25 protein-coding genes and 1 pseudogene are annotated in these 26,505 nt (G+C 72.4%); 16 read left to right on the plus strand and 10 right to left on the minus strand.

The genetic code is table 11. The features are described 5' to 3' along the window. The first annotated feature begins 21 nt into the window (after positions 1–21). The gene (ligD, locus tag ABT057_RS19295; protein WP_352344270.1) at positions 22–912 is read left to right on the plus strand and encodes a non-homologous end-joining DNA ligase; all 891 of its coding nucleotides are present in this window, start codon (positions 22–24) and stop codon (positions 910–912) included. A gap of 12 nt (positions 913–924) precedes the next feature. On the opposite strand, the gene ABT057_RS19300 is transcribed toward ligD, so the two are convergent. Then, the gene (locus ABT057_RS19300) at positions 925–1,728 is read right to left on the minus strand and encodes a nuclease-related domain-containing protein (RefSeq protein WP_352344271.1); all 804 of its coding nucleotides are present in this window, start codon (positions 1,726–1,728) and stop codon (positions 925–927) included. Between the two features lie 253 nt (positions 1,729–1,981). Here ABT057_RS19300 and ABT057_RS19305 point away from each other — a divergent pair, with 253 nt between their 5' ends. From ABT057_RS19305 to ABT057_RS19335, 7 genes are all read left to right on the plus strand, one after another. Further along, positions 1,982–2,491, plus strand: coding sequence for a protein-tyrosine phosphatase family protein (locus tag ABT057_RS19305; RefSeq protein ID WP_352344272.1), 510 nt, complete (start codon positions 1,982–1,984; stop codon positions 2,489–2,491). A 97-nt stretch (positions 2,492–2,588) separates the two neighbouring features. Next, a complete protein-coding gene (locus ABT057_RS19310; RefSeq protein WP_352344273.1) occupies positions 2,589–3,446 on the plus strand; it encodes a hypothetical protein in 858 nt (285 codons plus the stop codon). Then, positions 3,443–4,699: an ATP-binding protein gene (locus tag ABT057_RS19315; protein WP_352344274.1), complete on the plus strand. Its 1,257-nt coding sequence runs from the start codon at positions 3,443–3,445 to the stop codon at positions 4,697–4,699. The genes ABT057_RS19310 and ABT057_RS19315 overlap by 4 nt, the downstream gene beginning before the upstream one ends. A 101-nt stretch (positions 4,700–4,800) precedes the next feature. Beyond that, positions 4,801–5,508 (plus strand): SH3 domain-containing protein, encoded by a 708-nt coding sequence (locus ABT057_RS19320; RefSeq protein WP_352344275.1) that lies wholly within the window; start codon positions 4,801–4,803, stop codon positions 5,506–5,508. Positions 5,509–5,528: 20 nt separating this feature from the next. Further along, on the plus strand, positions 5,529–6,887 hold the full coding sequence (locus tag ABT057_RS19325) for an FtsW/RodA/SpoVE family cell cycle protein (protein WP_352344276.1): 1,359 nt from the start codon (positions 5,529–5,531) through the stop codon (positions 6,885–6,887). 133 nt (positions 6,888–7,020) lie between these two features. Further along, positions 7,021–8,478, plus strand: coding sequence for a peptidoglycan D,D-transpeptidase FtsI family protein (locus ABT057_RS19330; RefSeq protein ID WP_352344277.1), 1,458 nt, complete (start codon positions 7,021–7,023; stop codon positions 8,476–8,478). Between the two features lie 44 nt (positions 8,479–8,522). After that, positions 8,523–9,056 carry a DUF3291 domain-containing protein gene (locus tag ABT057_RS19335; RefSeq protein ID WP_352344278.1) on the plus strand — a complete coding sequence of 178 codons (534 nt, stop codon included), beginning with the start codon at positions 8,523–8,525 and terminating at the stop codon, positions 9,054–9,056. 15 nt (positions 9,057–9,071) lie between these two features. Here the strand turns inward: ABT057_RS19335 and ABT057_RS19340 are convergent, their stop codons facing one another. After that, positions 9,072–9,863 (minus strand): hypothetical protein, encoded by a 792-nt coding sequence (locus ABT057_RS19340; protein ID WP_352344279.1) that lies wholly within the window; start codon positions 9,861–9,863, stop codon positions 9,072–9,074. 119 nt (positions 9,864–9,982) lie between these two features. Between ABT057_RS19340 and ABT057_RS19345 the strand changes: the two genes are divergently transcribed. The 5 genes and pseudogenes from ABT057_RS19345 to ABT057_RS19365 all read left to right on the plus strand — a co-directional run bounded on the left by ABT057_RS19345 (position 9,983) and on the right by ABT057_RS19365 (position 13,574). Continuing rightward, positions 9,983–10,933: an AurF N-oxygenase family protein gene (locus ABT057_RS19345; protein ID WP_352344280.1), complete on the plus strand. Its 951-nt coding sequence runs from the start codon at positions 9,983–9,985 to the stop codon at positions 10,931–10,933. A gap of 147 nt (positions 10,934–11,080) precedes the next feature. Beyond that, positions 11,081–11,306 (plus strand): annotated as a pseudogene (locus tag ABT057_RS19350) (erythromycin esterase family protein); the annotation flags it as partial. Between the two features lie 67 nt (positions 11,307–11,373). After that, a complete protein-coding gene (locus tag ABT057_RS19355; RefSeq protein ID WP_352344281.1) occupies positions 11,374–12,024 on the plus strand; it encodes a TetR/AcrR family transcriptional regulator in 651 nt (216 codons plus the stop codon). A gap of 14 nt (positions 12,025–12,038) precedes the next feature. Further along, positions 12,039–12,347 (plus strand): DUF8847 domain-containing protein, encoded by a 309-nt coding sequence (locus ABT057_RS19360; protein ID WP_352344334.1) that lies wholly within the window; start codon positions 12,039–12,041, stop codon positions 12,345–12,347. A 114-nt stretch (positions 12,348–12,461) separates the two neighbouring features. Beyond that, positions 12,462–13,574 carry a C40 family peptidase gene (locus tag ABT057_RS19365; protein WP_352344282.1) on the plus strand — a complete coding sequence of 371 codons (1,113 nt, stop codon included), beginning with the start codon at positions 12,462–12,464 and terminating at the stop codon, positions 13,572–13,574. Here the strand turns inward: ABT057_RS19365 and ABT057_RS19370 are convergent. Genes ABT057_RS19370 through ABT057_RS19390 form a run of 5 tightly spaced genes read right to left on the minus strand, consistent with a single transcriptional unit; the run spans position 13,571 to position 19,201 of the window. Continuing rightward, positions 13,571–14,824, minus strand: a complete 1,254-nt coding sequence (locus tag ABT057_RS19370) for a styrene monooxygenase/indole monooxygenase family protein (RefSeq protein WP_352344283.1) — start codon at positions 14,822–14,824, stop codon at positions 13,571–13,573. The two genes, ABT057_RS19365 and ABT057_RS19370, sit on opposite strands and share 4 nt — an antisense overlap. A 55-nt stretch (positions 14,825–14,879) precedes the next feature. After that, a complete protein-coding gene (locus ABT057_RS19375) occupies positions 14,880–15,560 on the minus strand; it encodes a GTP-binding protein (RefSeq protein WP_502973941.1) in 681 nt (226 codons plus the stop codon). After that, positions 15,541–15,963 (minus strand): DUF742 domain-containing protein, encoded by a 423-nt coding sequence (locus ABT057_RS19380; RefSeq protein WP_352344284.1) that lies wholly within the window; start codon positions 15,961–15,963, stop codon positions 15,541–15,543. Before ABT057_RS19380 ends, ABT057_RS19375 begins: the two co-directional genes overlap by 20 nt. Next, entirely contained in the window at positions 15,960–16,463 is a 504-nt protein-coding gene (locus ABT057_RS19385) for a roadblock/LC7 domain-containing protein (protein WP_352344285.1), read from the minus strand. Before ABT057_RS19385 ends, ABT057_RS19380 begins: the two co-directional genes overlap by 4 nt. Beyond that, positions 16,460–19,201 (minus strand): sensor histidine kinase, encoded by a 2,742-nt coding sequence (locus ABT057_RS19390; protein WP_352344286.1) that lies wholly within the window; start codon positions 19,199–19,201, stop codon positions 16,460–16,462. Before ABT057_RS19390 ends, ABT057_RS19385 begins: the two co-directional genes overlap by 4 nt. Positions 19,202–19,570: 369 nt before the next feature. Here ABT057_RS19390 and ABT057_RS19395 point away from each other — a divergent pair, with 369 nt between their 5' ends. After that, on the plus strand, positions 19,571–20,359 hold the full coding sequence (locus tag ABT057_RS19395; RefSeq protein WP_352344287.1) for a hypothetical protein: 789 nt from the start codon (positions 19,571–19,573) through the stop codon (positions 20,357–20,359). A gap of 10 nt (positions 20,360–20,369) precedes the next feature. Here the strand turns inward: ABT057_RS19395 and ABT057_RS19400 are convergent, their stop codons facing one another. Beyond that, the gene (locus ABT057_RS19400; protein ID WP_352344288.1) at positions 20,370–20,852 is read right to left on the minus strand and encodes a MarR family winged helix-turn-helix transcriptional regulator; all 483 of its coding nucleotides are present in this window, start codon (positions 20,850–20,852) and stop codon (positions 20,370–20,372) included. Positions 20,853–21,004: 152 nt separating this feature from the next. Further along, complete coding sequence (gene lon, locus ABT057_RS19405; RefSeq protein ID WP_352344289.1) at positions 21,005–23,419, minus strand: endopeptidase La; 2,415 nt, start codon at positions 23,417–23,419, stop codon at positions 21,005–21,007. Between the two features lie 322 nt (positions 23,420–23,741). Here lon and ABT057_RS19410 point away from each other — a divergent pair, with 322 nt between their 5' ends. Beyond that, positions 23,742–24,761, plus strand: coding sequence for a DUF5954 family protein (locus ABT057_RS19410; protein WP_352344290.1), 1,020 nt, complete (start codon positions 23,742–23,744; stop codon positions 24,759–24,761). Here the strand turns inward: ABT057_RS19410 and ABT057_RS19415 are convergent. After that, positions 24,749–25,507, minus strand: coding sequence for a rhomboid-like protein (locus ABT057_RS19415; RefSeq protein ID WP_352344291.1), 759 nt, complete (start codon positions 25,505–25,507; stop codon positions 24,749–24,751). The genes ABT057_RS19410 and ABT057_RS19415 overlap by 13 nt on opposite strands. A gap of 228 nt (positions 25,508–25,735) precedes the next feature. Between ABT057_RS19415 and ABT057_RS19420 the strand changes: the two genes are divergently transcribed. Then, positions 25,736–26,431: a spermine/spermidine synthase domain-containing protein gene (locus ABT057_RS19420; RefSeq protein WP_352344292.1), complete on the plus strand. Its 696-nt coding sequence runs from the start codon at positions 25,736–25,738 to the stop codon at positions 26,429–26,431. The last annotated feature ends 74 nt before the right edge of the window (positions 26,432–26,505 follow it).

Raw genomic sequence — 26,505 nt, forward strand, 5'->3', positions numbered from 1 at the left:
ATTTCGTGTGATTCTCATCGTATGACGCCGATCACGGAGGTGGAGGGGCGGCGGCTCGCTCTGAGCAATCTCGAGAAGGTGCTGTATCCGGCCACCGGGTTCACCAAGGGCGAGGTGCTGCACTACTACGCGACCGTCGCCGACGTGCTGCTCCCCCATCTGCGCGACCGGCCGCTGTCCTTCCTGCGCTACCCGGACGGGCCCGATGGGCAGGTCTTCTTCGCCAAGAACGTGCCGCCGGGGACGCCGGAGTGGGTCACCACGGCCGAGGTGCCGCGGTCGGAGGGACCGGCGCGGATGGTGCTCGTCCAGGATCTGGCGAGCCTGATGTGGGCGGCGAACCTCGTCACCGAGTTCCATACGCCTCAGTGGGTGATCCAGGAGCCCGGTGAGGCCGACCGGCTGGTTTTCGACCTCGACCCGGGGGCGCCGGCGACGGTCGTGGAGTGCTGCGAGGTCGCGCTCTGGCTGCGGGAGAGGCTGGCGGCGGACGGGATCGAGGCGTACGCGAAGACATCCGGGTCGAAGGGGCTGCATCTGCTGGCGGCGGTGCGGGGGGCGTCCTCCGAACGGGTAACGGAGTACGCCAAGCGGCTGGCCGTGGAGGCGGAGCGGGGTATGCCGCGGCTGGTGGTGCATCGGATGACGCGGAGTCTGCGGCCGGGGAAGGTGTTCGTGGACTGGAGTCAGAACGCGGCGCGTAAGACGACCGCTGCGCCTTATACGTTGCGGGCTCGGGCGGAGCCGGCTGTTTCGGCGCCGGTGGGGTGGGAGGAGGTGGCGGAGGTGGCCGAGTCGGGGGTGTTGGAGGGGCTGGTGTTGCGGGCGTCGGAGGTGGTGGAACGGGTGCGGGAGCGGGGAGATCTGCTGGCGGGGCTGTTCGAGGGTGGGGCGGCCGGGGCGGTGCCCTGAGTCGGCGGGGGTTCAGAGGTTGGTCCATGTCCTTCGGTCCCGGGCCATCGAGTGCAGGGCCTCCACGTCCGCCGGTTTCAGTACGCCGCCGAGGCGGGACAGGCCCGGGAGGTCGGCGTCGGTGAGGATGCGGACGTCGCGGGGCGGGGTGGCGAAGGAGACGTCGGTCGGGGCGACCAGGGCCAGGACGGCGTGGACCTCGGCGGTGAGGGCGTGCGAGGCGCGGGCCGTGTCGGAGCGGATGCGGCGCAGGAGGGGGTCCGCGGTGCGGCGGCCCAGGGTGACCACGGGATCGGCGATCCGGACCCGCTGCTTGCGGGCGTGGAGGGCGTGGATCGCGAAGAGCCCGCCGGGGCCGATGGCCAGGTGGTGGATGCGGTCGCCGCCGGGGAGCGGGACGGAGTGGACCACGTGCCAGCCCGCGCCGTCCAGGCGGTCCAGGGCCGCGCCCACTGTCTGTTCCGCGGTCAGGGCGTGGCGGCGTGGATCTGTCCTGAGGCGGTGGGCGGGACCGGGGTCGCGGTCCAGCGCGATCAGGAGGGCCTCGCCGGGGCGGTTGGGGGCCAGGTCGTCGTCCGGGTGGAGGGCCAGGCGGGCCAGTTCCGCGGGGGTCGGGACCGGCGGCGGGCCGACCGCGACCCGGCCGGTCAGGAAGGGGCCCAGGGCTTCCAGTACGTCCTCTCTGCGGTCTTCGGCCAGCAGATTGATCCTGGCCGCCTCACGGTCGTACCAGGCGACGTTCCTGCCGTCCGTGAGACAGACGTAGAGCCGCTCCTGACCATGGCGCCAGGTCGGTATGACGCGCAGTCCGCTCATGCCCCATCACCCCATGACCATGGGAACAGGCGGGATGCCGCCAGGGCAAGAAGGCGGTTACCTTGAGGAAGGGTCGGCCTGCCCGCCGCATCGGGCCGCGGAAGGCCGACGGGTGCCGTCCGCTGCCGGTGAGCGGGGGCGGAGCGACCCCCACCGGGGAAAGTGCGTGCCGGACCCCGTGCCCGCGGCATGATTCGCGGGCCGGGCGCTCGGGCAGGCTCAGGGCTCAGGGAGCGCACGTGGGGAGGCGCCGTTGCGGACCCGCAGGAAGCAACCCGACGTACCGGCTCCGGACCGGCCGTGGGACGAGATCGTGCCGGGGCTGTGGATGGGCGGACACGAGTACCGGGGGCCCGCCGGGCAGCCGGCACTGGCCGTGGTGCAGGGCGAGTTCGATCTCGTGCAGACGCTGACCCGGGCCCGCTCCGGGCACGGCCCCGATCCGGGGGTCGTCCATCATGTGTGGCCGATTCCGGACGGGCCGTTGGACGGCACCCAGCTCGCCGGGGTGATCCGGCTGGCACAGGCCGCGGGTGAGGCGCTGGACGAGGGGCGGAGCGTCCTCGTCCGCTGCTACAGCGGCTACAACAGGTCGGGGCTGGTCGTCGCCCACACCCTGATGCGCCGGGGGCGGTCGGCCGACGAGGCGATCCGGCTGATACGTTCGCGGCGCTCGCCGTGGGCCCTCCACAACGAGCTGTTCGTGGAGTACCTGCGGGCCGGACTGCCGACCGCCCGGTTGCTGGAAGAACTGGCGGAGTGATCATGCACAATCGTTTCCTCGGTCCAGGCATCCCCCGGCCGCCCGGTAGGTAAAAAGGACTTCCCCATGAATAAGGTGTACGGGGCCCAGCATCACCATGCACCTCAGGAGTCCCGTGCCGCCCCGTCGCCGTCCCCGCACCCGAGCCGCTCGCGCCGCCCTCGCCATCGCCGCGGCCGCCCTGCTGGCCCCGGTGATCGCGGGCTGCGGTGACGCGGGCGGGCTGCAGGCCGCGGGATCCACGCCCACCGCGATCAGCCCGGACAGGCTCTGGCCCGATCTGACTCCGGCCTCCAGCCCCGCCTTCGAGATCGGCGAGGTGGAGACCGAGGCGGTGAAGGGCATCGCCGTACCCGACGGCGACATCCACCGGGTGGACCCCGTCGCCGTCGTCCGAGCGGAGATCGCCGCGAGTCCGGGAGACTACGGCGACGGCGCGTACGACGAGACCGCCCGCCGGATGGCCGACTGCGGGAAGGGCGGAGCGCGTGGGCGCGACTGTCCTGTTCTCAAGGCCTACTACCGCGATCTGACCGGTGACGGCCACGACGAGATGACGCTCGGCTTCCGGCAGCTGCCCGGCAATCTGACGGCCGTCCGGGTCTACACCGTCCGCAAGAAAACGCTCGTGCAGGTCATGGCCTACGAGGACGCCGTGAGCGGTGTCGAACTGGCCGGCCGGTCCGTGATCATCCGCTCGCCCTCGGAGGTCGCCGGGTACGAGTACCGCCTCCAGTGGACCTGGGACCAGCAGCAGCACGCCATGCTGCTCACCCACGACGAGATGCTGCGCACCGGCAGCCGCAAGCCCGTGTCCCGGAAGTCCGCGTCCCTGACGCCGACGGCCACTCCCGCACGCTCCCCGTCCCCGTCCATGTCCACGTTCACGTCCACGCCCCCATCCCTGTCCCCCTCCCCCTCCGCCTCCGCCTCCGCCTCCGCGAGCGGCCGATGAGGCTCGCGCTCCCGCGGTGGGCCGGCACGCTCGCCCTGAAGGCCGCCGTGTTCATCACGGTGATGTGCTGCGCCCTTGCCGCCCTGCTCGGCGTCCTGGTGCACGTCTCGGTGACGAACCAGACCGTCGGCGAGGCCCGCGACCTGGCGTTGTCCCGGCTGACGGACGCCACGACGGCGTTCGAGGCCGGGGACAGCCTCGGAGGGGGCGCCGGCCTCGACCCGGCGGGCCTCCCCGCGCCGCTGCGGACGCTGGCGCTGGCCGGGGAGCGCGGCACGATGGTCGCCGACCACCGGGGACGCCCCACGATGTGGGCGGCCGGCCCCGCGGACGGCGGGCGGGCCCTCGCGGTCGAGGTCGACTACTCGCAGAGCGCCCGCACCATCGAGGCGCTCGACTCGGCGATCCTGTGGTCGTCGGGACTGGCGATCGGCGCGACCCTGCTGGTCGGCGCGTTCGCGGTGACCCGGGTGACCCGGCGGCTGCACACCACCGCGCAGGTGGCCCGCCGGATCAGCGCGGGGGACCTGGACGCACGCGTGGACGACCCCCACACCAGGGAACCGTCCCGGCCGCAGGACGAGGTGGCCGCCGTGGCCGTCGCGCTCGACACCATGGCGGCCACCCTCCAGCGCAAGCTGCTCAGCGAGCAGCGCTTCACCGCCGACGTGGCGCACGAGCTGCGCACCCCGCTGACCGGGCTGCACGCGGCGGCCGAGCTGCTGCCGCCGGGCCGGCCGACGGAACTGGTGCGCGACCGGGTGGCGGCGCTGCGCACGCTCACCGAGGACCTGCTGGAGATCTCCCGTCTGGACACCGGCCGGGAGCGGCTGGAACTGGACTCGGAGCAGCTCGGCGCGCTCGCCGGGCGGGTGGTGCGGGCTTCGGGGACCGACACGGAGATCAGGGTCGTACGGGACGCCCGGGTCGAGACCGACCGGCGGCGGCTCGAGCGGGTGCTGGGAAATCTGGTGGCCAACGCGCACCGGCACGGGCGGACACCCGTCGTCCTCACGGTGGACGGGCCGGTGGTCGCCGTGCGGGACCACGGGGACGGCTATCCGGAGTACCTCGTCGCGCACGGGCCGCAGCGGTTCCGTACCGAGGGCGGGGCGAAGGGGCACGGGCTGGGGCTGACCATCGCGGCGGGACAGGCGGAGGTGCTGGGCGCGGCGCTGGCCTTCGCCAACACGGCGGACGGGGGCGCGGTGGCCACACTGACGCTCCCTCAGACGCCGCCGGGCACCTCCTGACGGGGACGCCCTCCCCGATGGCCCAGCGTGACGGGCGCCAGCCCGGCCGCGCTCCTAATGTGGCGGTTAGTCAGCTCCATCCTGTTCATGGAGGTATCGCCATGTCCTTGCGCCGTTCCGCCCTCACCCGCCTCGCCCTGGCGACCGCCGTCGGCGCACTGGTCACCGCGGCCGTCGTCACGCCGGCCGCCGCCGACGACGAATGGAACACGAACTCGGGCACCGACGACCCCGGCTCCAGCCAGTGGGACGAGGAGGACCAGAGCGGCGGCACCAACTGGCAGGACCAGAGCGGCCAGGGAAACAACGAGGGAAACAACGACCAGGGCGGCAACAACCAGGGGGGCAACAACCAAGGCGGCAACGAGAACAACCAGTGGAGCCAAGGCGGACAGGGCGGGCAGAGCGGCCAGGGCGGGCAGGGCGGCGGCGAAGGCGGCCAGTGGAGCCAGAACAACCAAGCCGGCCAAGGCGGACAGGGTGGCCAGGGCGGGCAGAGCGGCCAGGGTGGCCAAGGCGGACAGGGCGGACAGAGTGGGCAGAGTGGCCAGGGCGGGCACAACGGCAGCAGCCAGCGCCTCTACCGCGGCCGCGTCACCGCGAGCCGGCTCCTCCTGCGCAGCAGGCCGACCCGCGCCAGCCAGGTGATCCGGACCGTGCACCGCGGCGAGATCGTCTCGATCTTCTGCAAGACCTCCGGCCAGAACGTCCAGGGCAACCCCCTCTGGTACCTCCTCACGGACGGCACCTGGGCCTGGGGCGCGGCGCGCTACATCGACAACATCGGCGAGGCCCCACGCTGGTGCTGACATTTGGGTAAGTTCCTGACATGGCGAACATGACGGACACGACGAGGGCGGAGGCGGTCGCCTCCGCCGGACGCCTCCCCCGGCGCCGCGGAGTCGAACTCACCCTCATCGTCGTGGCCGTCCTGCTGTCCGTGTACGGCTACTGCGCGGTCGGCCTCGCCAGGACCGGCACGGTTCCGCCCGGTGCCGCGGGCTACGGCGCCGGGCTCGGCGTGCTGGCCCTGCTGGCGCACCTCGCCGTGCGCCTGCGCGCCCCCTACGCCGACCCCCTCCCGCTGCCCATCGGCGTGCTGCTCAACGGCATCGGCCTGGTACTGATCTACCGGCTGGACCTGGAGACACCCGGCGATCGCGCGGCCCCGGCCCAGCTCGTGTGGTCCACGCTGGGCATCGGCCTGTTCATCGTGGTCGTCGCGGCCCTGCGCGACCACCGCGTACTGCAGAAGTACGTGTACGTCTGCGTGGTCGCCGCGCTCGCTCTCCTCACGCTCCCGATCTTCTTCCCCGCCGTGAACGGCGCCCGGATCTGGATCCGGATCGCGGGGTTCTCCATCCAGCCGGGCGAGTTCGCGAAGGTGCTGCTCGCGGTGTTCTTCGCCGGGTACCTCGCGGCGAACCGCACGGCCCTGGCGTACGCGGGACGGAAGATCTGGTTCGTGCAGCTGCCGACCGGGCGGGTGCTCGGTCCGATCGTGGCGATCTGGCTGCTCAGCGTGGGCGTTCTCATCCTGGAGCGGGACCTCGGCACCTCGCTCCTCTTCTTCGGCCTCTTCGTGATCATGCTGTACGTCGCCACGGGCCGCACCGGCTGGATCGCGGTCGGTCTGCTGCTCGCGACGCTCGGCGCGGTGGCCGTGGGCCGCCTCGAACCGCACGTCCACGGCAGGATCGAGGACTGGCTGCACCCGTTCGCGTCGATCGAGGCGGGCCTCGGGCCCAACCAACTCGCCCAGTCGCTCTTCGCCTTCGCCGCGGGCGGTGTGCTCGGCACCGGGCTGGGTCTCGGCCACTCGGTCCTCATCGGCTTCGCCACGAAGTCGGACTTCATCCTGGCCACGGCGGGTGAGGAACTGGGCCTGGCCGGCCTCTCGGCGCTCTTCCTCCTCTACGGCCTGCTGGTGGAGCGCGGCTACCGGGCGGGCCTGGCGCTGCGCGACCCCTTCGGGCGGCTCCTCGCCATCGGGCTCGCCTCGATCGTGGCGTTCCAGGTGTTCGTGATCGCGGGCGGGGTGACCGGGCTGATCCCGCTGACCGGCATGGCGATGCCGTTCCTGGCGCAGGGCGGTTCGTCGGTCGTCACCAACTGGGCGATCGTGGCGCTGCTGATCCGGGTGAGCGACTCGGCGCGGCGGCAGTACGACGGAAAGGCGGCACCGTGAGCACGATGACGGCCGAGGTCCCCGAAGTCCCAGAAGTTCCCGAGGTCCCCGGACTCCCCGGACTCCCCGGACTCCCCGGACTCCCCGGAGCATCCGAACGCCCCGAATCCTCCGAGGCATCCGAGGTACCGGAGTGACCCGGTACATCCGGCGCGCCGCCGTCTTCTGTGCCCTGCTCCTGCTGGCGCTGCTCGTCAACGCCCTGCGCGTGCAGGTCGTCCGGTCCGCCGACTACGACGGCAACCCGGCCAACCGCCGTGAGTCCATCGCCCGTTATGGCCAGCCGCGCGGTGACATCCTGGTCGGCGGCGCCCCGGTGACCGGATCGCGGGACACCGGGGAGCAGCTGCGCTACGAACGGACGTACCTCGACGGGCCGTTGTACGCGCCGGTGACGGGTTTCTCCTCGCAGGAGTACGGGACGTCGTTCCTGGAGCACGCCGAGGACGATCTCCTCTCCGGCGTCGACCCGATGCTCGCCGGGTTCCCGCTGTGGAACGAGTTGACGCGTGGGCGCCCGCCCGGCGGGAACGTCGTCACGACCCTCGACGTCGGCGCCCAGCGGGCCGCCTACGAGGGACTGGCCGGCCGCAAGGGCGCGGTCGCGGCGGTGGAACCGGCGACGGGCCGGATCCTGGCGCTGGTGTCCGTCCCGTCGTACGACCCCTCCGTCCTCTCCGGGAACGACGCGGCCGCCGAACGCGCCTGGGCGCGGCTGAACGGCGATCCGGACAAGCCGATGCTGAACCGGGCGGTGCGGCAGACGTATCCGCCGGGGTCGACCTTCAAGGTGGTGACCGCGGCGGCCGCGCTGGACGCGGGTGTGATCACGGACCTGGACAGGCCGACGCGCTCCCCCGCCCCCTACCGGCTGCCCGGGACGACGACGAGCCTGACCAACGAGGGCGACGGCTGCGGCGACGCTCCGCTGCGGGCGGCCTTCGAGTGGTCGTGCAACACGGTGTTCGCCAAGCTCGGCGTGGACGTGGGGCTCGCGCGGATGTCGCGCACGGCGCGGGCGTTCGGCTTCAACGACACCCGGGTACGCGTCCCGTTCCCGGTCGCCACCAGCACCTTCGACACCTCGCTGGACAGGGCACAGCTCGCGCTGTCGTCGATCGGCCAGTACAACACCCGGGCGACACCACTGCAGATGGCGATGGTGTCGGCGGCCGTGGCCAACGGCGGGCAGGTGCGCGAGCCGTTCCTGGTGGAGCGCACGACGCGGCGGGGCGGCGCGACGGTGGCCACGGCCGGTTCCCGCGCGGTACGGCAGGCGATGTACCCGTCGACCGCGAGACGGCTGCGGGAGCTGATGGAGGACGTGGTGCGCGAGGGAACCGGGAGGACCGCGGCGATCCGGGGCGCGCGCGTCGGCGGCAAGACCGGCACCGCCCAGCACGGCATCGGCAACTCCGGGACGCCGTACGCCTGGTTCGTCTCCTGGGCGCAGGGCGCGCGGGACTTCGAGCCGAGTGTCGCGGTGGCGGTGGTGGTGGAGGACGGGCGGGCGAACCGCGGGGAGATCACCGGCGGCGGGGTGGCGGCGCCGATCGCGCGGGCGGTGATGAAGGCGGTGCTCACTTCGTGAGACGGGGGGTTCCGGAGCGGACAGGTGCGTCCTAACGTTCGCGCATGACTGATGCCGCTGCCGCTGCCGCCGGGAAGGTCACCGCCGCCTTCGAACTCGCACAGGTCAATCTGGCCCGCCTCAAGTTCCCCTTGGACTCCCCGGAGTTGAAGGACTTCGTCGACGCCCTCGACCCGGTCAACGCGGACGCCGACGCCGCGGACGGCTTCGTGTGGCGGTTGCAGTCCGAGGAGGGCGACGCGACCGACATCGAGGTCTTCGGCGACCAGTGGCTGATCATCAACATGTCGGTGTGGCGGGACACCGATGCCCTGACCGCGTACATGTACCAGGGGCGGCACCGGGAGATGCTCGCGCGCCGGCGGGAGTGGTTCGAGCGGGTGCGGGAGGCGATGGTGACGTTGTGGTGGGTGCCGGCGGGCCACCGCCCCACGGTCGCGGAGGCGGAGGCCCGGCTGCTGCATCTGCGCGCGAACGGCCCGACGCCGTACGCCTTCACCCTGCGGACGGCGTTCCCGGCGCAGGGGGCGGAACCGGTCGGCTTCGCGGTGCCCGAAGGCCTCGGCTGCTCCGTCTGAGCGGGCCGACAGTCCCTAAAGGGGCCTGCGGGTCTCGGAGCGGATCTCGAAGGTGGTCTCGGCGGCCGTCTCCAGGTCGATCTCGGAGGCGGCCCGGCCGACCCCGGCCACGGTGATCTCGACGACCACGGCCGCCGTGTTGCCGTCCGCCCAGGCGCAGACCGGGTACGCCAGCGCCGCACCCTGGGTGACGACCTCGCAGGTGACGGTGGTGTCGGAGCCGCCCGGGCGGAAGTCCTTCGGCTGCACGGTCACCGTGAGGCCCTCGGCGTCGCCGACGCCCTTCAGCAAGGCGTCGCGGTTGTCGTCCGTGTTCTGGAACCGGCCGTACATGCCCGAGACCAGCAGCGCGCCGTCGGTCTCGACGCCGCCCAGGCTGTACTGGCCGACCTTGGAGTCGGTGACCTCGGCGTCCCAGGCGCCGTCCATCTCCTGCTCGATCTCCCGGCCCTCGGTGTCGGAGAGGTCGTCGGCGAGTTCGTAGCGGTCGTCGAGCAGCGTCCTGGGCAGGGTCAGCCGGTACTCGGCGTCGGGGAAGTCGCTCTCGGCCTTCGCCCCGATCAGCACGAGCGCCACCATGCCCAGCACGACCACGCCGACGGCCCCGCCCACGATCCCGAGGATCAGCGGGGCCCGGCTCTTCGGGGGCGGCGGCACCCAGCCGTGGGCCGGCGGCGGGTACGCGGCGCCGTACGGCTGGGGCACGGGCGGCCCGCCGTAGGGGCCCGGGGCGTCCGGACCCTGCGGCGGCTGCGATTGCTGCGGCTGCGGGCCGTACGGGTTCTGTGGCGGTGGAGGCGTGGACACGTCAGAACGTTACTCCATGGGGATGACAGACCACCCCTGGGTGACCCCCGCCTCACACCCGGCGAGAAGTCGCGCACAAAGGATTGACGCCCTTACTGACAGGCAGTCTCATAAGGGCCATGACGACGACTCCGACGACCCTCACGGAAGCCGAAGCGCTGGACGGCCTGCGGGACGCGCTGGGGCTGCTCAAGGACCGTGAGCAGGTGGCCGAACGGCTGCTGACGTCCTCCGCGAAGCACTCCTTCGACCCCGACAAGGAACTGGACTGGGACGCGCCCTTCGAGGAAGGCAAGTGGTTCTGGCCGCCGGAGCTGGTGTCGCTGTACGACACACCCCTGTGGAAGCGGATGAGCGAGGAGCAGCGGCTGCTGCTGTCCCGGCACGAGGTCGCGGCGCTGGCCTCGCTGGGCATCTGGTTCGAGATCATCCTGATGCAGCTGCTGGTGCGGCACATCTACGACAAGGCGGCGACGAGCGCGCATGTGCGCTACGCGCTCACCGAGATCGAGGACGAGTGCCGGCACTCGAAGATGTTCGCCCGGCTGATCACGGCCGGGGGGACGCCCTGGTACCCGGTGAGCCGGACGCACCAGCAGCTGGGCCGCCTGTTCAAGACGATCTCCACCACGCCCGGGTCCTTCACGGCGACCCTGCTGGGTGAGGAGGTGCTCGACTGGATGCAGCGCCTGACCTTCCCCGACGAGCGGGTGCAGCCGCTGGTCCGGGGGGTCACGCGGATCCACGTGGCGGAGGAGGCGCGGCATGTGCGGTACGCGCGCGAGGAGCTGCGCCGGCAGATGATGACCGCGCCGCGGTGGTCGCAGGGGTTCACCCGGCTGACGTCCGGGGAGTTCGCCCGGGTGTTCTCGGTGGCCTTCGTGAATCCGGAGGTCTACACGAACGTCGGCCTGGACAAGCGGGAGGCGCTGGCGCAGGTGAAGGCGAGCGGGCACCGGCGGGAGGTCATGCAGACGGGGGCGAAGCGGCTGACGGACTTCCTGGACGACATCGGCGTGCTGCGGGGTGTCGGCCGACGGATGTGGAGGTCGTCCGGGCTGCTGGCGTAGGTACCGGCCCGGCCCCGCCCGGCGTCTCATCCGCGCTCGCGGGTGTACGCCTCCGGCTCTGCGGCCGGCCCCGGCCTGCATCGCCAGCCCCCGGGCGGAAGGGCGAGCCCGCCGGTCGTGCAGTGCGGCCTCCGGCGGCCCGATGTCAGCCTCCTCGCCGTCGCCGCTCGCGGCCCGGCACTCGTCCACGCCCACGACTCCCGTCTCCGGCGGGAGAAGAGCACGATGCGGATGGGCGGGACGGTGCCGGAGCGGTGGAGCGCCAGGGCACTGGTGAGCGCCCGGCCCGGCGAGGGATACGCCTTTCGTGGCCACGGCCGTCGGCACGAACCGGCACCAAGGAGTGGACACGCCGCCGCCGGACACCGCCGACCCGGACAGCACGGCCAGGGCCCTTTCCGATGGATGTCCGCGGCGTCGGGGCGGCTACCCTGCACCCCATGACCCCCGCCGCGCCCGCCTACCGTCGCCTCAGTGTCGAGGAGCGGCGCAGCCAGCTGCTCGACGCCGCGCTCTCGCTGTTCGCGCACCGGCTTCCCGAGGACGTCTCGCTGGACGACGTGGCGGAGGCCGCGGGGGTCTCCCGCCCGCTCGTGTACCGGTACTTCCCTGGCGGCAAGCAGCAGTTGTACGAGGCCGCGCTGCGCTCCGCCGCCGAGGAGCTGGAGCACTGCTTCGACGAGCCCCGCGAGGGTCCCCTCCTCCCCCGCCTCGCCCGCGCCCTGGACCGCTACCTCGGCTTCGTCGGCCGGCACGACGCCGGCTTCAGCGCTCTGCTCCAGGGCGGCAGCGTGGTGGAGACCTCCCGTACGACCGCGATAGTGGACGGCGTACGACGGGCCGCGGCCGAGAACATCTACAGCCATCTCGGGGTCACCGATCCCGGCCCCCGGCTGCGGATGACGGTACGGATGTGGATCACCGCGGTCGAGGCGGCCTCGCTGATCTGGCTGGACGAGGGCAAGGAGCCGCCCGCCGGGGAGCTGCGGGACTGGCTGGTGGAACAGTTCGTCGCGGTCCTCATGGTGACCGCGGGCCGCGACCCGCAGACCGCCGAGCTGGTCCGGGGTGCGCTGGCGGCGGAGACCTGATCGACACTGGTGGTGTGAAGAGCCAAGACACCCCCTTCGAGGGCGGGCCCATGGACGGCCGCGTCCTGCCCGTGCTGCTGGGCCCGACCGGGCACCCGCCGAAGACATACCGCATCCCCGTCCCCGACGCGGCCGGCGGACCCCCGACGGTCCTGGTCTACCAGCGGGTGCCGCGAAGCCGGGCCGGGGGGAAGCTGGGGCTGCCACAGGGGTGGAAGTACGAGTTCGACCCCGAGGGGAAGGCCGCCGGCCGGCTGAAGTGGCCGTGGTCGAAACCCGATACCACCAGGCCTGGCGACAGGCGGGACGACACCGACGGGTGACGCCGTTGCGCCGGACCGAGCACCCCGCCGCGCGGTCCGCGCCCGTGCGTCCCATGCTCGCCCTGCGGGCCGGAGCCGCCACCCGGGCGCCTCCCCCGCGGTGGAGGTGACGACGTGTCGGAAAGGCTGCTGCGTCTGGCCTGTACGGTCGCCGCGGCGGGGGTGCTGGCCACGGGGACGGCACCGACCCCCGGCGCCGCCGTCGCCGTACCGGAGCCGCCGGGGCCCGGTGAGCGGCCGACGTCCGCGCCCGAGAAGCCGGGACCGCCCGCCGGACGGACCGTGGCAGCGCTGCTGACGGACCTTCAGCGGCTGTACCGGGAGGCCGAGAAGGCGACCGAGACCTACAACGCCACCGAGGAACAGCTCACGGAGCGGCGGGCCGAGACCGCCCGCCTGGACGCCGAACTCGCCAGGGCCCGGCTGACCCTGCACGACAGCAGGGGCGCGGCCGGCCGACTGGCCCGCCAGCAGTACCAGAACACCACCGACATCTCCCCCTACGTACGGCTCCTGCTGGCCCGCGATCCGCAGCACGCGCTCGACCAGGGGCACGTCATCGGCCGGCTGGCGCACGAGCGGGCCGAGACGGTCGGCCGGCTGGAGGGCAGCGAACGCCGGGCCGGCGGACTGGCCCGCAGGGCACGGGCCGCCCTCGACGCACAGCTCACCCTCGCCGAGCGGCGGAAGAGGGAACGCGACGACGTCCGCCGCCGGCTCGCCGACGTCGAGAGACTCCTCTCCTCGCTGACCGCCGCCCAGCTCACCGCGGTCACGGAACTGGAGAAGGACGGGGTCGCGCGGGCCCAGGAGGAGTTCATGGCGTCCGGCGCGCTCGGCGACGACGACAAGCCGTCGGAGGAGGGCGAGAGGGCGGTGCGGTACGCCGTACGGCAGATCGGGAAGCCGTACGAATGGGGTGCGGAGGGCCCGACGTCGTACGACTGCTCGGGCCTGGCCTCCCAGGCCTGGAACCACGCCGGCACCCCGATCCCCCGCACCAGCCAGGAGCAGTGGGCGCGGCTCCCGAGAGTCCCCCTCGGGGAACTGCGCCCCGGCGACCTGGTGATCTACTTCCCGGAGGCCACCCACGTGGCGGTCTACCTGGGCGAGGGCGAGGTGATCCAGGCGCCTCGAACGGGAGAGGAGATCAGGGTCTCCCCCATCGCATCCCACCCGATCCTCGGAGCCGTACGCCCGGACGCCCCACCCTCTGGGACGCCCTAGGCGCCCGAGACCTCGGCCAGGTATGCCGCCGTCTTCTCCGGCTCGTAGAAGAAGTTCTCGAAGTCGGCCGGGTCGTTGAAGGCGTTGGCGAAACGATCAGCCGCGGCCGGCAGCTGTCCCGCCGCGCCCAGCAGGTTCACGATGTGCTCCGGCGGCGGCGCCAGCATCGCGTTCGTCCACTTGGTGACGTGCTGGGCGGTGTCCCAGTACCGGTCGAACGTGGCCTGCATCCACTCCTCGTCGAACTCCTTCTCGCCCTGCTCGAGGATCGACGCGAGATACGCGGTAGCGCACTTGGACGCGGAGTTGGAGCCCTGGCCGGTGATCGGGTCGTTGGCGACGACGACGTCCGCGACGCCGAGGACCATGCCGCCGCCGGGGAGACGGCCGATCGGGTTGCGGACCGTGGGCGCGTAGCGGCCGGCCAGCGTGCCGCCGGCGTCGGTGAGTTCGGCCTTCGTCGCGCGGGCGTACTCCCAGGGCGTGAACCTCTCCATGAGTTCCAGGGTCAGGGAGAGGTGTTCCGCCGGGTCCTTGACGCCGTTGAACACGTCGAGCGGGCCGCCGGGTATGCCCTCCCAGAAGAGGATGTCGGCGCGGCCGGAGGTGGTGTAGGTCGGCATGATGAACAGCTCGCCGACACCGGGGACGAGGTTGCAGCGGACGGCTTCCAGGTCGGGGTGTTCGGGGCGCGGGCCGAGGCCGTGGACGTAGGAGACGGCCAGCGCCCGCTGGGGCTCGGTGTACGGGGAGCGCTCGGGGTCGCGGGCGAACATCGACACCAGCTCGCCCTTGCCGGCCGAGACGAGGACCAGGTCGTAGGCGCGGGAGAAGTAGTCGAGGTCGGAGACCGCCGCGCCGTGGATGACCAGCTGGCCGCCGCGCTGGGCGAAGGTCTCCATCCAGCCGGCCATCTTCACCCGCTGGTCGACGGACTGCGCGAACCCGTCGAGGCGGCCCACCCAGTCGATCGCGCGCTGCGTCGGGCCGGGGTCGTGCGAGCCCGGGGCGGCGACCGAGACGCCGAGCCCGCCGATCTTCGGGGCCTGGGACTCCCAGAAGTTCAGCTGGAGATCCCGCTCGTGCTGGAGGGCGGTGTGGAACATGCACTGCGTCGACATGACGCGCCCGGAGCGGATCTCGTCCGCCGTCCGGTTCGACATCAGGGTGACCTCGTACCCGTGCGACTGGAGGCCGAGGGCGAGTTGGAGACCGGACTGGCCGGCTCCGACGACGAGTATCTTCCGCATGCGGGGGACTCTCCTTGAAGGGCCTTGCTCGGGGCTGCTCGGGGCGAGTGGGGGGCTACTCGGGGGTTTCGTCGAGCGCGTGGCCCACCAGGGCCAAGAGGGTCTCGATCACCGAGATCCGGCGGCGCGCATCCATGATCATGACAGGTATGTGCGCGGGGATGGTCAGGGCCTCCCGCACGTCCTCCGGCTCGAACAGCTCGCTGCCGTCGAAGTGGTTGACCCCGACGACGTACGGCAGTCCGCAGCTCTCGAAGTAGTCCAGCGCCGGGAAGGAGTCCTTCACCCTGCGGGTGTCGACGAGGACGACCGCGCCGATCGCGCCGCGCACCAGGTCGTCCCACATGAACCAGAACCGCTGCTGGCCCGGCGTGCCGAACAGGTAGAGCACCAGATCGGCGTCGAGCGTGAGACGGCCGTAGTCCATGGCCACCGTGGTGGTGGTCTTCTGCGGCGTCCCGGTCAGGTCGTCGGTGCCGGCGCCGGCCTCGGTCATCAGCGCCTCCGTCTGGAGGGGCTCGATCTCCGAGACGGTGCCGACGAGGGTGGTCTTGCCCACCCCGAAGCCGCCCGCCACCACGATCTTCGTGGCGATGGGGGCGCGGGTCCGGTCCGTCTGCCACGGCTGCAGGGGCTCGTCGGGTTCGGCGAGCGGCGTGACGGGAGGGGCGGGTGTGACGGGTGTGACCGGGGTGACGCCAAAGGAGGAGGCGGCGTCAGAGACGACGGAGTCCACTCAGCACCCTTTCCAGCAGAGCGCGGTCGGGACGGCCCGTACCGTGAGCGGTACCGGTGCCGTACACACGGATCTTTCCCTGGTCCGCGAGGTCGCTGAGCAGCACGCGGACCACGCCGAGCGGCATCTTCAGCAGCGCGGCGATCTCGGCCACCGTGCGCATACGGCGGCAGAGTTCGACGATGGCCCGCAGTTCCGGCATGACCGTGGACCTGAGGGAACCGTTCGTCAGTTCCTTGCGCTCCTCGGGAGCCTCGAGCGCCGCCACGAAGGTCTCCACGAGGAGGACGTGGCCGGCGCGGGTGCGGCCGCCGGTGAGCGAGTAGGGGCGGACGCGGGCGGGCCTGCGGTCGCCGCCGCGCACGGGGAGCTGCTGCCTCTTGTCGACCGGGCCGGTGCTCATCGGCCGCTCCCGGCCGACTCCGACTCCAGTGACTGCCGTAGCTCACTGCGGAGTTCGGGGGTGAGGACGTGGCCGGCCCGGCCGACGAAGAGCGCCATGTGGTAGGCGACGACGCTCATGTCGCAGTCGGCGGAGCCGTGGACGCCGAGCAGGGAGCCGTCGCTGATCGACATCACGAAGAGGCTGCCCTCCTCCATGGCGACCATGGTGTGTTTGACCCCGCCGGACTCCATGAGTTTCGCGGCGCCGACGGTGAGGCTGCCGATGCCGGAGACGATGGTGGCGAGGTCGGCGGAGGAGCCGCGCGGGCCGGCGGGTTTGCCGCTGCCGGCCTGGCGTGCCTCGTCGTTCCGTCCGGGGTCCGAGGAGAGCAGGAGCAGGCCGTCGGAGGAGACGACCGCCACGGACTGGATGCCGGGCACCTCCTCCACGAGGTTCGTCAACAGCCAGTGCAGGTTACGGGCTTCACTGCTCAGTCCGAAGGTACTGGGCGCGGTCAACTGCTTGCCTCCTCGACTGTGCCCCCCGTGTCTTCTTCGGCATGTACGTGTGCTTCTTGAGGTGCGACTCGGTCTGCATGAGGTGATGCCTGAGGTGACGCTTGAGGTGATGCCTGTGGTGAGGCCGGGGGTGACGGGACCTTGTTCCGGCCCGTCTCGGTGGTCTCCGCTTCGACCTCGCGGTATCCGGCCTCCGCCCCCCGGCGGAAGCCGCCCAGGCGGCGGCGGAGGGCTTCGGCGTCGACCGCCCCGGTCCGCCTGCGCGGAGCCTGGGCGGGAGTGGTGATCTTGGGGGTGCGTTTGGGCAGGCCCTTGTCCGTGACGAGTTCCTCGGGCTCGTCGGGGACCCGGGTGTGCTCGGCGTCGGCCTCGGCGGCCACGGGTTCCCGCTCGTCGTCCGCTTCCCCTGGCGGGATCGGCAGCAGGAGTTCCATGGTCGTCTCGGCGGCGCGCTCCGCGGGAATGTCCTCCACGGGCTGTGCGGGCTGGTCCTCTGCCTTGCGGACGGCCTTCTCCGCGAGGGCGACCAGCGGGTCCCCGGCGTCCTTCGAACGGCCCGGCAGGACGTTGGAGTTGGCCTCGGCGTCGACGCCCGGCAGGGTGAAGGACTGGGCGGTGGACGAGGCCGGCGTGGCCGAGGGGACCGCGGCGGCCGAGGCCTCGGCCAGCAGGGTGCCCGGCAGGACGACCACGGCGGCCACCCCACCCTGCTTCTGCTCGCGCAACTGCACCCGCACCCCGTGCCGGTGGGCCAGCCGGGCCACGACGTACAGCCCGAGGCCGAGACCCTCCTCGCCCTCCTGGTCGTAGGGGGCGTCCGGGTCGAACTCGGCGAGCCGGGAGTTGAGGCGCGTCGCCTTCTCCGCGTCGATGCCGATGCCCTCGTCCTGGACGGAGAGCATGACCTCGCCGTTCTCCAGGAGCCAGCCGGAGACCTCGACGGGGCGGTCCGGCGGGGAGAACGAGGTGGCGTTCTCCATGAGTTCGGCGAGCAGGTGGCTCAGGTCGTCGGCGGCGAAGCCGGCCACGTGCGCGTGCGGGGGCAGGGCGGAGATGCGGACGCGTTCGTAGCGCTCGATCTCGCTGACCGCCGCCCGGACGACGTCGACCAGCGGGATCGGGCCCGCGTGCTGCTGGACGTGTTCGGTGCCGGCGAGGACCAGGAGGTTCTCGCTGTGGCGGCGCATGACGGTGGCGAAGTGGTCGAGTTTGAAGAGGGTCGCGAGGCGGTCCGCGTCCTGTTCGCGTTCCTCGAGGCTCTCGATGACGGTGAGCTGACGCTCGACGAGGCCGAGGGTGCGCAGCGCGAGGTTGACGAAGGTGCCGGTGATGGCGCCGCGCAGCCGCTCCAGCCGGTCGGCGGACTCGGCGAGTTCGGCGCGGAGTTCCTCGCGGGCGTCCGCCATCTTCTGGCGCTGTCCGACGAGGTGCTTGCGGTCGGACTCCAGGGTGGTGACGCGCTCGTGGAGGGCGACGGCGTGCTCGTGCAGGGCGTTGACGGAGCGGACGACCTGGGCGAACTCGTCGTTGCGGCCGGTGAACCGGACGGGTTCCTCGGCGGCCGGGTTCTCGGTCTCGGCGAGCCGGGCGGAGCCGCGGCGCAGCACGGACAGCGGGAAGGTGAGGCTGCGTGCCATACCGGTGGTGACGACGACGGCCAGCAGCATGATGGCCCCGAGCAGGGCGACCCGGATCTCCAGCGCGGTGACGTCGTCGTCGCGCAGCCCGGCGAGGTCCTTGGTGCGGTGGTCGTAGAACGAGGACTCGAGGCCACGCATCAGGTCGACGCGGGCGGACAGCGCCGCGTCCAGTTTCCTGGTGCTGGTGCCGAGTTCGTCGTCGCTCAGCGTCGGCTGGTCGGTGAGGGTGGTGAGGTACTTCTCGGCGGCGTCGACGTCGCCGCCGGTGACGGTGGAGTCGTAGGAGTCCACCGCGTCCTTCGGGGCGCCTTCGCGGAAGTCGGCGAGGGCCGCGTCGGAGCGCACCCGGGCCTGCTGGGCGGCTTCGGTGAGGGCGTCGCGGACCTTGGTGCCGGCTTCGGAGGACACCTTCCGGGTGGTCGACAGGCCGGTGACGGGGTCGTAGACGGTCTTGGTGCTCGTGGGCACGTTCAGTGCGGCGAGCAGCAGTCCCCGGGCGGCGGAGGCCTGTTGTACGGCGGTGTCGAGCTGGGCGAGGGCGTAGGCGCCGCCGCCCGCGCGGGGCGGCATGTCCTCCGCGAGCCGGTCGGCGAGGCCGTGCAGCGCGAGGATGACGTCCGAGTACGCCCGGTGCGCCTCAACGGCCGTGCTCCTGCCGGTGAGCGCCGACTCGCGTACGGAGGCGAGGGAGGCGATGGCCCCTCGCAGTGCCGCGGAGGTGTCGCCCTCCTGGGTCAGCTCGCGGGCCTGGCGGTCCACGCGGGCGGTGCCGTCGGAGGAGGGCGCCCCGGACTTGGGGCGGCCGGCCGCGAGGTAGGTGGTGACCTCGTCACGCTCGTCCGCGACGGACTGGGCGAGGACCAGGGCGTCCTCGGTCTGCTCGGCCAGGGTGACCAGGTCCTGCGAGTCCTTCAACTGTCCCGAGGCGGTGAGCAGGGCGGGGGCGCCCGCTCCGGCGATGGCGGCGGCCACCACGGCCACGGCGACGATCAGCCGGTTGCGTACGTGGGTGGGACGGCCCTTGCCGACAGGGGTGCGCTCCGCGCCCCCCTCGGAGGCCGTCTTGCTGCCTGTGCGCCGAGGCCGCGTCTTCTGCACCGGTGCTCGCATTCCTGACTCGTGTACCCATGGGCCGGATATGACGCCCCGTCAACTGGCGCGTACGTCCGGTTCGGTCCCCGACCCTCCCAGTGCCGGTGGGCGCGGGCCGTGCATCGCATGCCCCGCCACCCGAAGGAGTGAACATCGGAGGGGAGTTGCCGGGCAAGTTCCTGTGGCGTGTGCGGCGCCCTTGCCGGGCGGGCCGGTTGGACGTGGGCGGCGGGCTTTGGCAGGATTCGCCGCCACACCTTCCCGCACCCCAGCATTACCCCCCAAAACAGGCGTCTGACCTGCGACGGCAGGCCCGTTCGGCGGTGGATGCAAGCCTTTCGCGGAAACCGTGAAGGGCTCGTGCAGACTGGCCGAATGCGTACGGAACTTGTGTCGGAACCCGGCGATCCGGCCCGCCCCAACGAGGACTTCGCGAGCGTCGGGGTTCCCATCTGCGGGCAGGGCGGTTCGGTCGTCCTCCTCGACGGGGTGACGCCGCCGCCGGGTGGTGCGGGCTGTCTGCATTCGGTCCCCTGGTTCACTGCGCGACTGGGCGGGGCCCTGACCGAACTGACCGTTTCACTCCCGGATGTTCCGTTGATCGAGGCCCTTTCCCTCGCCATCGCACGTACCGCCGGGGCCCATGCGGAAACCTGTGACCTTTCTCACCCGCGAACCCCGCAGGCGACGGTGGCCGTCGCGCGCTGGTCGGCGGAGAGCGTCGAGTACCTCGTCCTGTCCGACGCCGCGCTGCTGCTCGCCGCACCCGACGGCATGGTCACCCCGGTCCTCGACGACCGGCTGGCCCTGCTGCCGCGCGAGCTCCTGAGGAGCGCCGAAATCGTCGACGGCCGGCTGCGCAATCGGGAAGGCGGCTTCTTCACGGCCGCCGCGGATCCGGCGGTGGCCGGGCGGGCGGTGACGGGGAGCGTGCCGCGGGCGCGGGTGCGGGCCCTGGCCGCGCTGTCGGACGGGGCGACGCGCTGGGCGGAGACCTTCCGGCAGGGCGACTGGACGGACCTGTTCGCCCTGGTCCGCGGGGCGGGCGCCCGGGCGCTGGTGGAGCGCGTACGGGAGCTGGAGCTCGCGGACGCCGCCGGGCGGGCGTTCCTGGGGCGCGCCAAGACGCACGACGACGCGACGGCCGTGTACGTGGAGCTGTGAAGCCGCCGGGCTATTTCTCCATCCCCCGGTTCAGCTGGTTGAGCAGGCGGGCCAGCTCCGCGACCTCCCGGCGGTCCCAGTGGGAGAAGTTGCTGACGTACCGCTCGCGGCGGGCCTCGCGGACCCGGCTCACCCGGCTGCGGCCCTCCTCGGTCAGGTCGACCAGCCAGGCGCGGCCGTCCGCCGGGTCGGGTTCGCGGGCGATCAGGCCGAGCTGCTCCAGGGCGCGCAGCTGGCGGGACATGGTGGCCTTGCCGACGCCGATGTAGGCGGCGAGCTCGGTGGCGCGCTGGCGCCCGCACTCCTCCAGCCGCACGAGCAGGCCGTACGCGGCGGACTCCAGGTCCGGGTGGACCTCGCGGGCCATCTCGCCCTGGTTGGCCCGGGCGCGGCGGAAGAGCACGGTCAGCTCCCGCTCCAGGGAGAGGAACTCCCGGTCGCCCTGCTCCACCCCGCGCGACGACAGCTCGTCGCCGCTTGCTTCCTCGTGCACGTCAGCACTCCTGTTTTCCGCCAGTTCCGGGCCATTGGCGCGGCGGTTCAAGTATTCCGCAGGCACAGGCCGCCGGCGGCCCGGCCGGGTACGGCGAGGGCCCGGGGCTCCCTCAAGGGGACCCGGGCCCTGCCTTCATCCGGCAGCGTCCGTCACGCCGCTGCCGGAACCTCGGGCGCCGCGCTCTCGGTGGCGGGCGCGAGCGCCAGCTCCAGTACCTGGCGGACGTCGGTGACGGCGTGGACGTCGAGCTTGTCCAGGACCTCCGCGGGGACGTCGTCCAGGTCGGGTTCGTTGCGCTTGGGAATGACGACGGTCGTCACTCCCGCGCGGTGGGCGGCGAGCAGCTTCTGCTTGACGCCGCCGATCGGCAGCACCCGTCCGGTCAGGGAGACCTCTCCGGTCATCGCCACGTCCGTACGGACGAGCCGTCCGCTCAGCAGGGACGCGAGGGCCGTCGTCATGGTGACGCCGGCGCTCGGGCCGTCCTTGGGGACCGCGCCGGCCGGGAAGTGGATGTGCACACCCCGGTCCTTCAGGTCGCCGACGGGCAGCTCCAGCTCCGCGCCGTGCGAGCGCAGGAAGCTCAGCGCGATCTGCGCCGACTCCTTCATCACGTCCCCGAGCTGGCCGGTCAGGGTCAGTCCCGCCGCGCCCGTCTCCGGGTCGGCGAGGGATGCCTCGACGTAGAGCACGTCTCCGCCGGCGCCGGTGACCGCGAGGCCGGTCGCGACGCCCGGGACGGCCGTCCGGCGTTCGGCGGGGTCCTGGGCGGACTCGGGCACGTGGTGCGGGCGCCCGATCAGGCCGCGCAGATCCTCGTCGGTGACGGTGAACGGCAGCTCCCGCTCGCCCAGTTCGTGCTGGGCGGCGACCTTGCGCAGCAGCCGGGCGACGGTCCGCTCCAGGGTGCGCACGCCGGCCTCGCGGGTGTACTCGCCGGCCAGCTTGCGCAGCGCGCTCTCGTCGAGCGTGACCTCGTCCTTGTCCAGGCCGGCCCGCTCCAGCTGGCGCGGGAGCAGGTGGTCACGGGCGATGACGACCTTCTCGTCCTCGGTGTAGCCGTCGAGGCGGACCAGCTCCATGCGGTCGAGCAGGGCCTCCGGGATGGCTTCGAGCACGTTGGCGGTGGCGAGGAAGACGACGTCCGAAAGGTCGAGCTCGACCTCCAGGTAGTGGTCCCGGAAGGTGTGGTTCTGCGCGGGGTCCAGGACCTCCAGGAGGGCGGCCGCCGGGTCGCCCCGGAAGTCGGAGCCCACCTTGTCGATCTCGTCCAGCAGGACCACCGGGTTCATCGACCCGGCCTCCTTGACCGCGCGCACGATCCGGCCGGGCAGCGCGCCCACGTAGGTACGGCGGTGGCCGCGGATCTCGGCCTCGTCACGGACGCCGCCGAGGGCGACGCGGACGAACTTGCGGCCCATCGCGTGGGCGACGGACTCGCCGAGCGAGGTCTTGCCGACTCCGGGCGGGCCGACCAGCGCGAGCACGGCACCGCCGCGCCGGCCGCCGACGACCCCGAGACCGCGCTCGCTGCGGCGCTTGCGCACGGCCAGGTACTCGGTGATGCGCTCCTTCACGTCCTCCAGGCCCGAGTGCTCGGCGTCGAGGACGGCCTTGGCGCCCTGGATGTCGTACCGGTCCTCGGTCCGCTCGTTCCACGGCAGTTCGAGGACGGTGTCCAGCCAGGTGCGGATCCAGGAGCCCTCGGGCGACTGGTCGCTGGACCGCTCCAGCTTGTCGACCTCCTTGAGGGCGGCCTCGCGGACCTTCTCCGGCAGGTCGGCGGCCTCGACGCGGGAGCGGTAGTCGTCGGACTCCTCGCCCTCCTGCTCGCCGTTGAGGTCACGCAGCTCCTTGCGCACGGCCTCCAGCTGGCGCCGCAGCAGGAACTCGCGCTGCTGCTTGTCGACGCCTTCCTGGACGTCCTTGGCGATGGTCTCGGCGACGTCCTGCTCGGCGAGGTGGTCGCGCAGCTGCTGGGTGGCGAGCTTCAGGCGGGCCACCGGGTCGGCGGTCTCCAGGAGCTCCACCTTCTGCTCGGTGGTCAGGAACGGCGAGTAGCCGGAGTTGTCGGCGAGCGCGGAGACGTCGTCGATGGCCTGCACGCGGTCCACGACCTGCCAGGCGGCGCGCTTGCGCAGCCAGGCGGTGGCCAGGGCCTTGTACTCCTTGACGAGTTCGGCGACATGACCGGGCAGCGGCTCGGGCACGGTCTGGTCGATCCGTGTCCCCTCCACCCACAGGGCGGCGCCCGGTCCGGTCGTCCCGGCGCCGATCTGCACCCGGCCCCGGCCGCGGATCAGCGCGCCCGGGTCGCCGTCGGCCAGCCGGCCGACCTGCTCGATCGTGCCGAGCACGCCGGTGCTCGCGTATGTCCCGTCGATCCGGGGCACCAGCAGCACCCTGGGCTTTCCGGGCTCGGACCGCGCGGCGGCCTGGGCGGCCTCCACGGCGGCACGTACGTCGGTGTCGTTGAGGTCCAGCGGGACCACCATGCCGGGGAGCACGACCTCGTCGTCGAGAGGCAGTACGGGCAGAGTGAGCGGTGCGGACGTCGAAGCCATGATCTCCCCTTCGGCAGTCAAGTTGAGCTATGCCGACTCAATGCACATGAGCCCCTGAATGTTCCCCGGCATGCGGCACGTTCGCTGTGGGCGATCACGACCGCCCTGGACGGGTGAACCTCGAGGAGTGCCGACCGCGGAGCGTCAGCCGCGCCTCAGCGGCTCCGGTGTCGTGCAGCCGGTCGTGCGCGGGGGCGGTCGGGGGCGTGTCCGCGGGAGCGTGCGACCCGGCGCACGTTCCCACTTCCGCCTCTTTTCCCTCTCCCCGCCCACTTCCGGCATTCGCCCCGAAGCCGCCCCGCGCCGCGACCACAATGCGCATATGACCGATGACTGGAAGCGACGGCTCGACGCCCTGCACGCGGAGCTGGTGCTCCGGGACGACCCCATCGCCTGGGTGACGGAGGCGGACGCCGTGGAGGCCTCCCGGCGCTACCCGCACATCGCGTTGCGCGGGCCCGTCTTCGGTGTCGCCGCCCAGGACCCGGCCGGGTCCGCGGGGGGCTGGCGGCTGCTGAAGCCGGTCGTGGACGGCATGCCCCAGCAGGCCAGGGACGGGCTCAACTCCCACCTGTGGTTCACGGCGAAGGACGGCACCGACGACCCGGCCGCCCGGCGTGCGCTGCTCGCGGCCGTCTCGGTCCTGGAGCGTCACCCCGCGGACGAGGTGGAGGCGCTCGGGGTGCGCTACCGCGTCGTACGCGGCGACGAGTTCGCGCGGACCGGCGACGACGGTCTGGAGCCGCCCCGGCCCACCGACCCGGAGCCGGTGTCCCCTTCCTGGGAGGAGCGCGGCACCGCCCGCTCGCCCGACGTGGGCTTCGTGCTCGACCCCGGCCGGGACGAGGGGCCGATGGCGGGCGCCCTGCGGCTGGGACTGCGCGAGTTCGTGTACACCGGCGCCCGCTTCCCGGCCGACGTACGGGCGGACTCCGCGCGCGCGGCCGGCACGCACCCGGACGTGGTCCGGCTGCCGGTCGGCTTCGCGGTGGCCGAACGCGGGGACGACGGATGGACGCCCTCCGGCTCGCTCCATCCGACCCCGCACGAAGCCCGGCGCTCGCTGTACGACGGGATGTCCCGCGTGTGGGCGATGCTGTACCGCTACGACGACCGCCGCAAGGCCCGTTACGCCCGGGCCGCCGAGGAATTCCGGGCGGCCGGCCGCGCCGACGAGGTGAGGGTGGAGAACCGCCTGTTCCGGGTCTGCCGCGTGGAACGCATGATCCGCATGGGCCCGGACGGCCCCGAGCCGCCCCGCCCCTCGGACGTCGACGAGTACGGCCCCATGAAGATCCACCCGACCCTGCGGGAGGACGGCACCGTCCGCTACGACGACTGACGGCCCGCTGCGGCAGCGGCCGCGTCCCGGTGGGCCCGGCTCCAGCGCCGTACCCACGGCCAGGCCGCGACGCCGGTGGCCAGCGCGATCAGATGTCCCCAGTTGGTCATGGGGTCCGTGAACCCGATCAGGTCCTGCAGGAGCATCCCGCCGAACGCGGCGAGCAGCGGCCACCGCAGCCAGGGCCGCAGCAGGCCCGCGAGGGCGCCCACGCTCGTGGCGACGCCGAAGCTGATGCCGTAGTCGAGGCGGTGCAGCGAACTGTCCGGCAGATGGCCCGCCAGGACGGCCAGACCCACCGGGCCCTCGGTCGCGAGGGTGGCCAGGACGTGCCCGAGCAGGAAGACGACGGCCGTGCGGGCGGCCCCGACGCGCCGCTCCAGCGCGGTCAGGACGATCAGGAAGCCGAGCGTGAACGGCGAGGCGAAGCCGCCCGCCACCCACAGGGCGCTGGCCAGCAGCACCAGCACCGGGGTGCGCAGCAGATGGGCCACGTCCGTGCTGGAGCCCTGGTGCAGGGCGTGCACGAGGGCCGGGTCGGCGTGCGCGGTGACGTAGGAGGTGACGGCGAGGACGGCGCCGTAGGAGAGGGTGAAGGGGACGGGGATGCGGAGGCGGGGCCGGGGGCGGAGGGCCGGCGCCGCGGGGCTGCCGGTGCGCCGGGGCGCGCGCTGGCCCGGGATGCCGTCGAGCAGTCCGCCGGCGTCGGGAAGGGGCGGACTCGTGGGTTTCACCGTGCGTTCCACTTGAGAGGCGCTCCTTCCGTCACACCCCACCCTTCGCGCCCGACCTGTGGCGTGTCTGTGACCGGCGCCACCCGGGGGCCGATTCACAGGAACCTCAGAGTCCCCCGGAGGGTCCGGCAGGGTGGGAACACAGGGGTTCGTCAACGTCGCAGCGGTCGTTCACCCTCGCCTGACAGGCGGTCCCGAGAATTCGTCAACAAACCGTCAGGGGAATGGAACGATGGACCGATGCCGCTCTCCCAGGACGTCCCGGACGACACCCGAGTACCCGAAGTGCTGGACCGCCGCACAGGGCCCTACGGCGAGGTCGTCCTGCGGCGGCACGGGGAGTTGCTCCAGATCATCGCCAACGGCTGCTTCCTGATGGACACCTCCGACGGCCGCTCGGAACGGCTGCTCGTCGACGCCGCGCTCGCCGCGCTGGACGGCCGCGACTCCCCGGACCTGCTGATCGGCGGCCTCGGCGTGGGGTTCTCGCTCGCCCACGCCGCGGCCGATCCCCGCTGGGGCCGCATCACGGTCGTGGAGCGCGAGCCCGCCGTCATCGACTGGCATCTCGACGGCCCGCTGTCCGCGTTCAGCGCGCGGGCCCTGGCCGATCCGCGCACACGGATCGTGACCGCGGACCTGCTGGACCATCTCGATGAGACTTACGACACGTTCGACGCGGTATGCCTCGACATCGACAACGGCCCGGCCTGGACCGTCACCGAGGGCAACGAAAACCTGTATTCACACACCGGACTCACAAGCTGCGCACGAGTGTTGAGACCTGGTGGAGTCCTCGCCGTATGGTCTGCACAACCCTCGCCGGAATTCGAGGGAACCATGGGGAATGCCGGGTTCCGGTGGGTGCGTACCGAAGAGATCCCCGTTGCCCGAGGCGTGCCGGACGTCGTGCACGTCGCCGTCAGGCCTGGATAGCAAAGGCAAGGTGACTCCGGGTACGTTGCATGCCTGACGCCGATCATTTACGCGTCAACCGCAGTCATGCGAAG

Source organism: Streptomyces sp. NPDC002588, from assembly GCF_040295925.1.
Classification (GTDB): Bacteria; Actinomycetota; Actinomycetes; order Streptomycetales; family Streptomycetaceae; genus Streptomyces.

What these genes read in the sequence shown, in the direction of transcription:
- ABT057_RS19410 (WP_352344290.1), top strand. Translation starts at nt 23,742, where the DNA reads ATGACCGATGACTGGAAGCGACGGCTCGACGCCCTGCACGCGGAGCTG.
- ABT057_RS19380 (WP_352344284.1), bottom strand. Translation starts at nt 15,963, where the DNA reads ATGAGCACCGGCCCGGTCGACAAGAGGCAGCAGCTCCCCGTGCGCGGC.
- lon (WP_352344289.1), bottom strand. Translation starts at nt 23,419, where the DNA reads ATGGCTTCGACGTCCGCACCGCTCACTCTGCCCGTACTGCCTCTCGAC.
- ABT057_RS19315 (WP_352344274.1), top strand. Translation starts at nt 3,443, where the DNA reads ATGAGGCTCGCGCTCCCGCGGTGGGCCGGCACGCTCGCCCTGAAGGCC.
- ABT057_RS19370 (WP_352344283.1), bottom strand. Translation starts at nt 14,824, where the DNA reads ATGCGGAAGATACTCGTCGTCGGAGCCGGCCAGTCCGGTCTCCAACTC.
- ABT057_RS19355 (WP_352344281.1), top strand. Translation starts at nt 11,374, where the DNA reads ATGACCCCCGCCGCGCCCGCCTACCGTCGCCTCAGTGTCGAGGAGCGG.
- ABT057_RS19395 (WP_352344287.1), top strand. Translation starts at nt 19,571, where the DNA reads ATGCGTACGGAACTTGTGTCGGAACCCGGCGATCCGGCCCGCCCCAAC.
- ligD (WP_352344270.1), top strand. Translation starts at nt 22, where the DNA reads ATGACGCCGATCACGGAGGTGGAGGGGCGGCGGCTCGCTCTGAGCAAT.
- ABT057_RS19420 (WP_352344292.1), top strand. Translation starts at nt 25,736, where the DNA reads ATGCCGCTCTCCCAGGACGTCCCGGACGACACCCGAGTACCCGAAGTG.
- ABT057_RS19310 (WP_352344273.1), top strand. Translation starts at nt 2,589, where the DNA reads ATGCACCTCAGGAGTCCCGTGCCGCCCCGTCGCCGTCCCCGCACCCGA.
- ABT057_RS19335 (WP_352344278.1), top strand. Translation starts at nt 8,523, where the DNA reads ATGACTGATGCCGCTGCCGCTGCCGCCGGGAAGGTCACCGCCGCCTTC.
- ABT057_RS19325 (WP_352344276.1), top strand. Translation starts at nt 5,529, where the DNA reads ATGGCGAACATGACGGACACGACGAGGGCGGAGGCGGTCGCCTCCGCC.
- ABT057_RS19345 (WP_352344280.1), top strand. Translation starts at nt 9,983, where the DNA reads ATGACGACGACTCCGACGACCCTCACGGAAGCCGAAGCGCTGGACGGC.
- ABT057_RS19320 (WP_352344275.1), top strand. Translation starts at nt 4,801, where the DNA reads ATGTCCTTGCGCCGTTCCGCCCTCACCCGCCTCGCCCTGGCGACCGCC.
- ABT057_RS19300 (WP_352344271.1), bottom strand. Translation starts at nt 1,728, where the DNA reads ATGAGCGGACTGCGCGTCATACCGACCTGGCGCCATGGTCAGGAGCGG.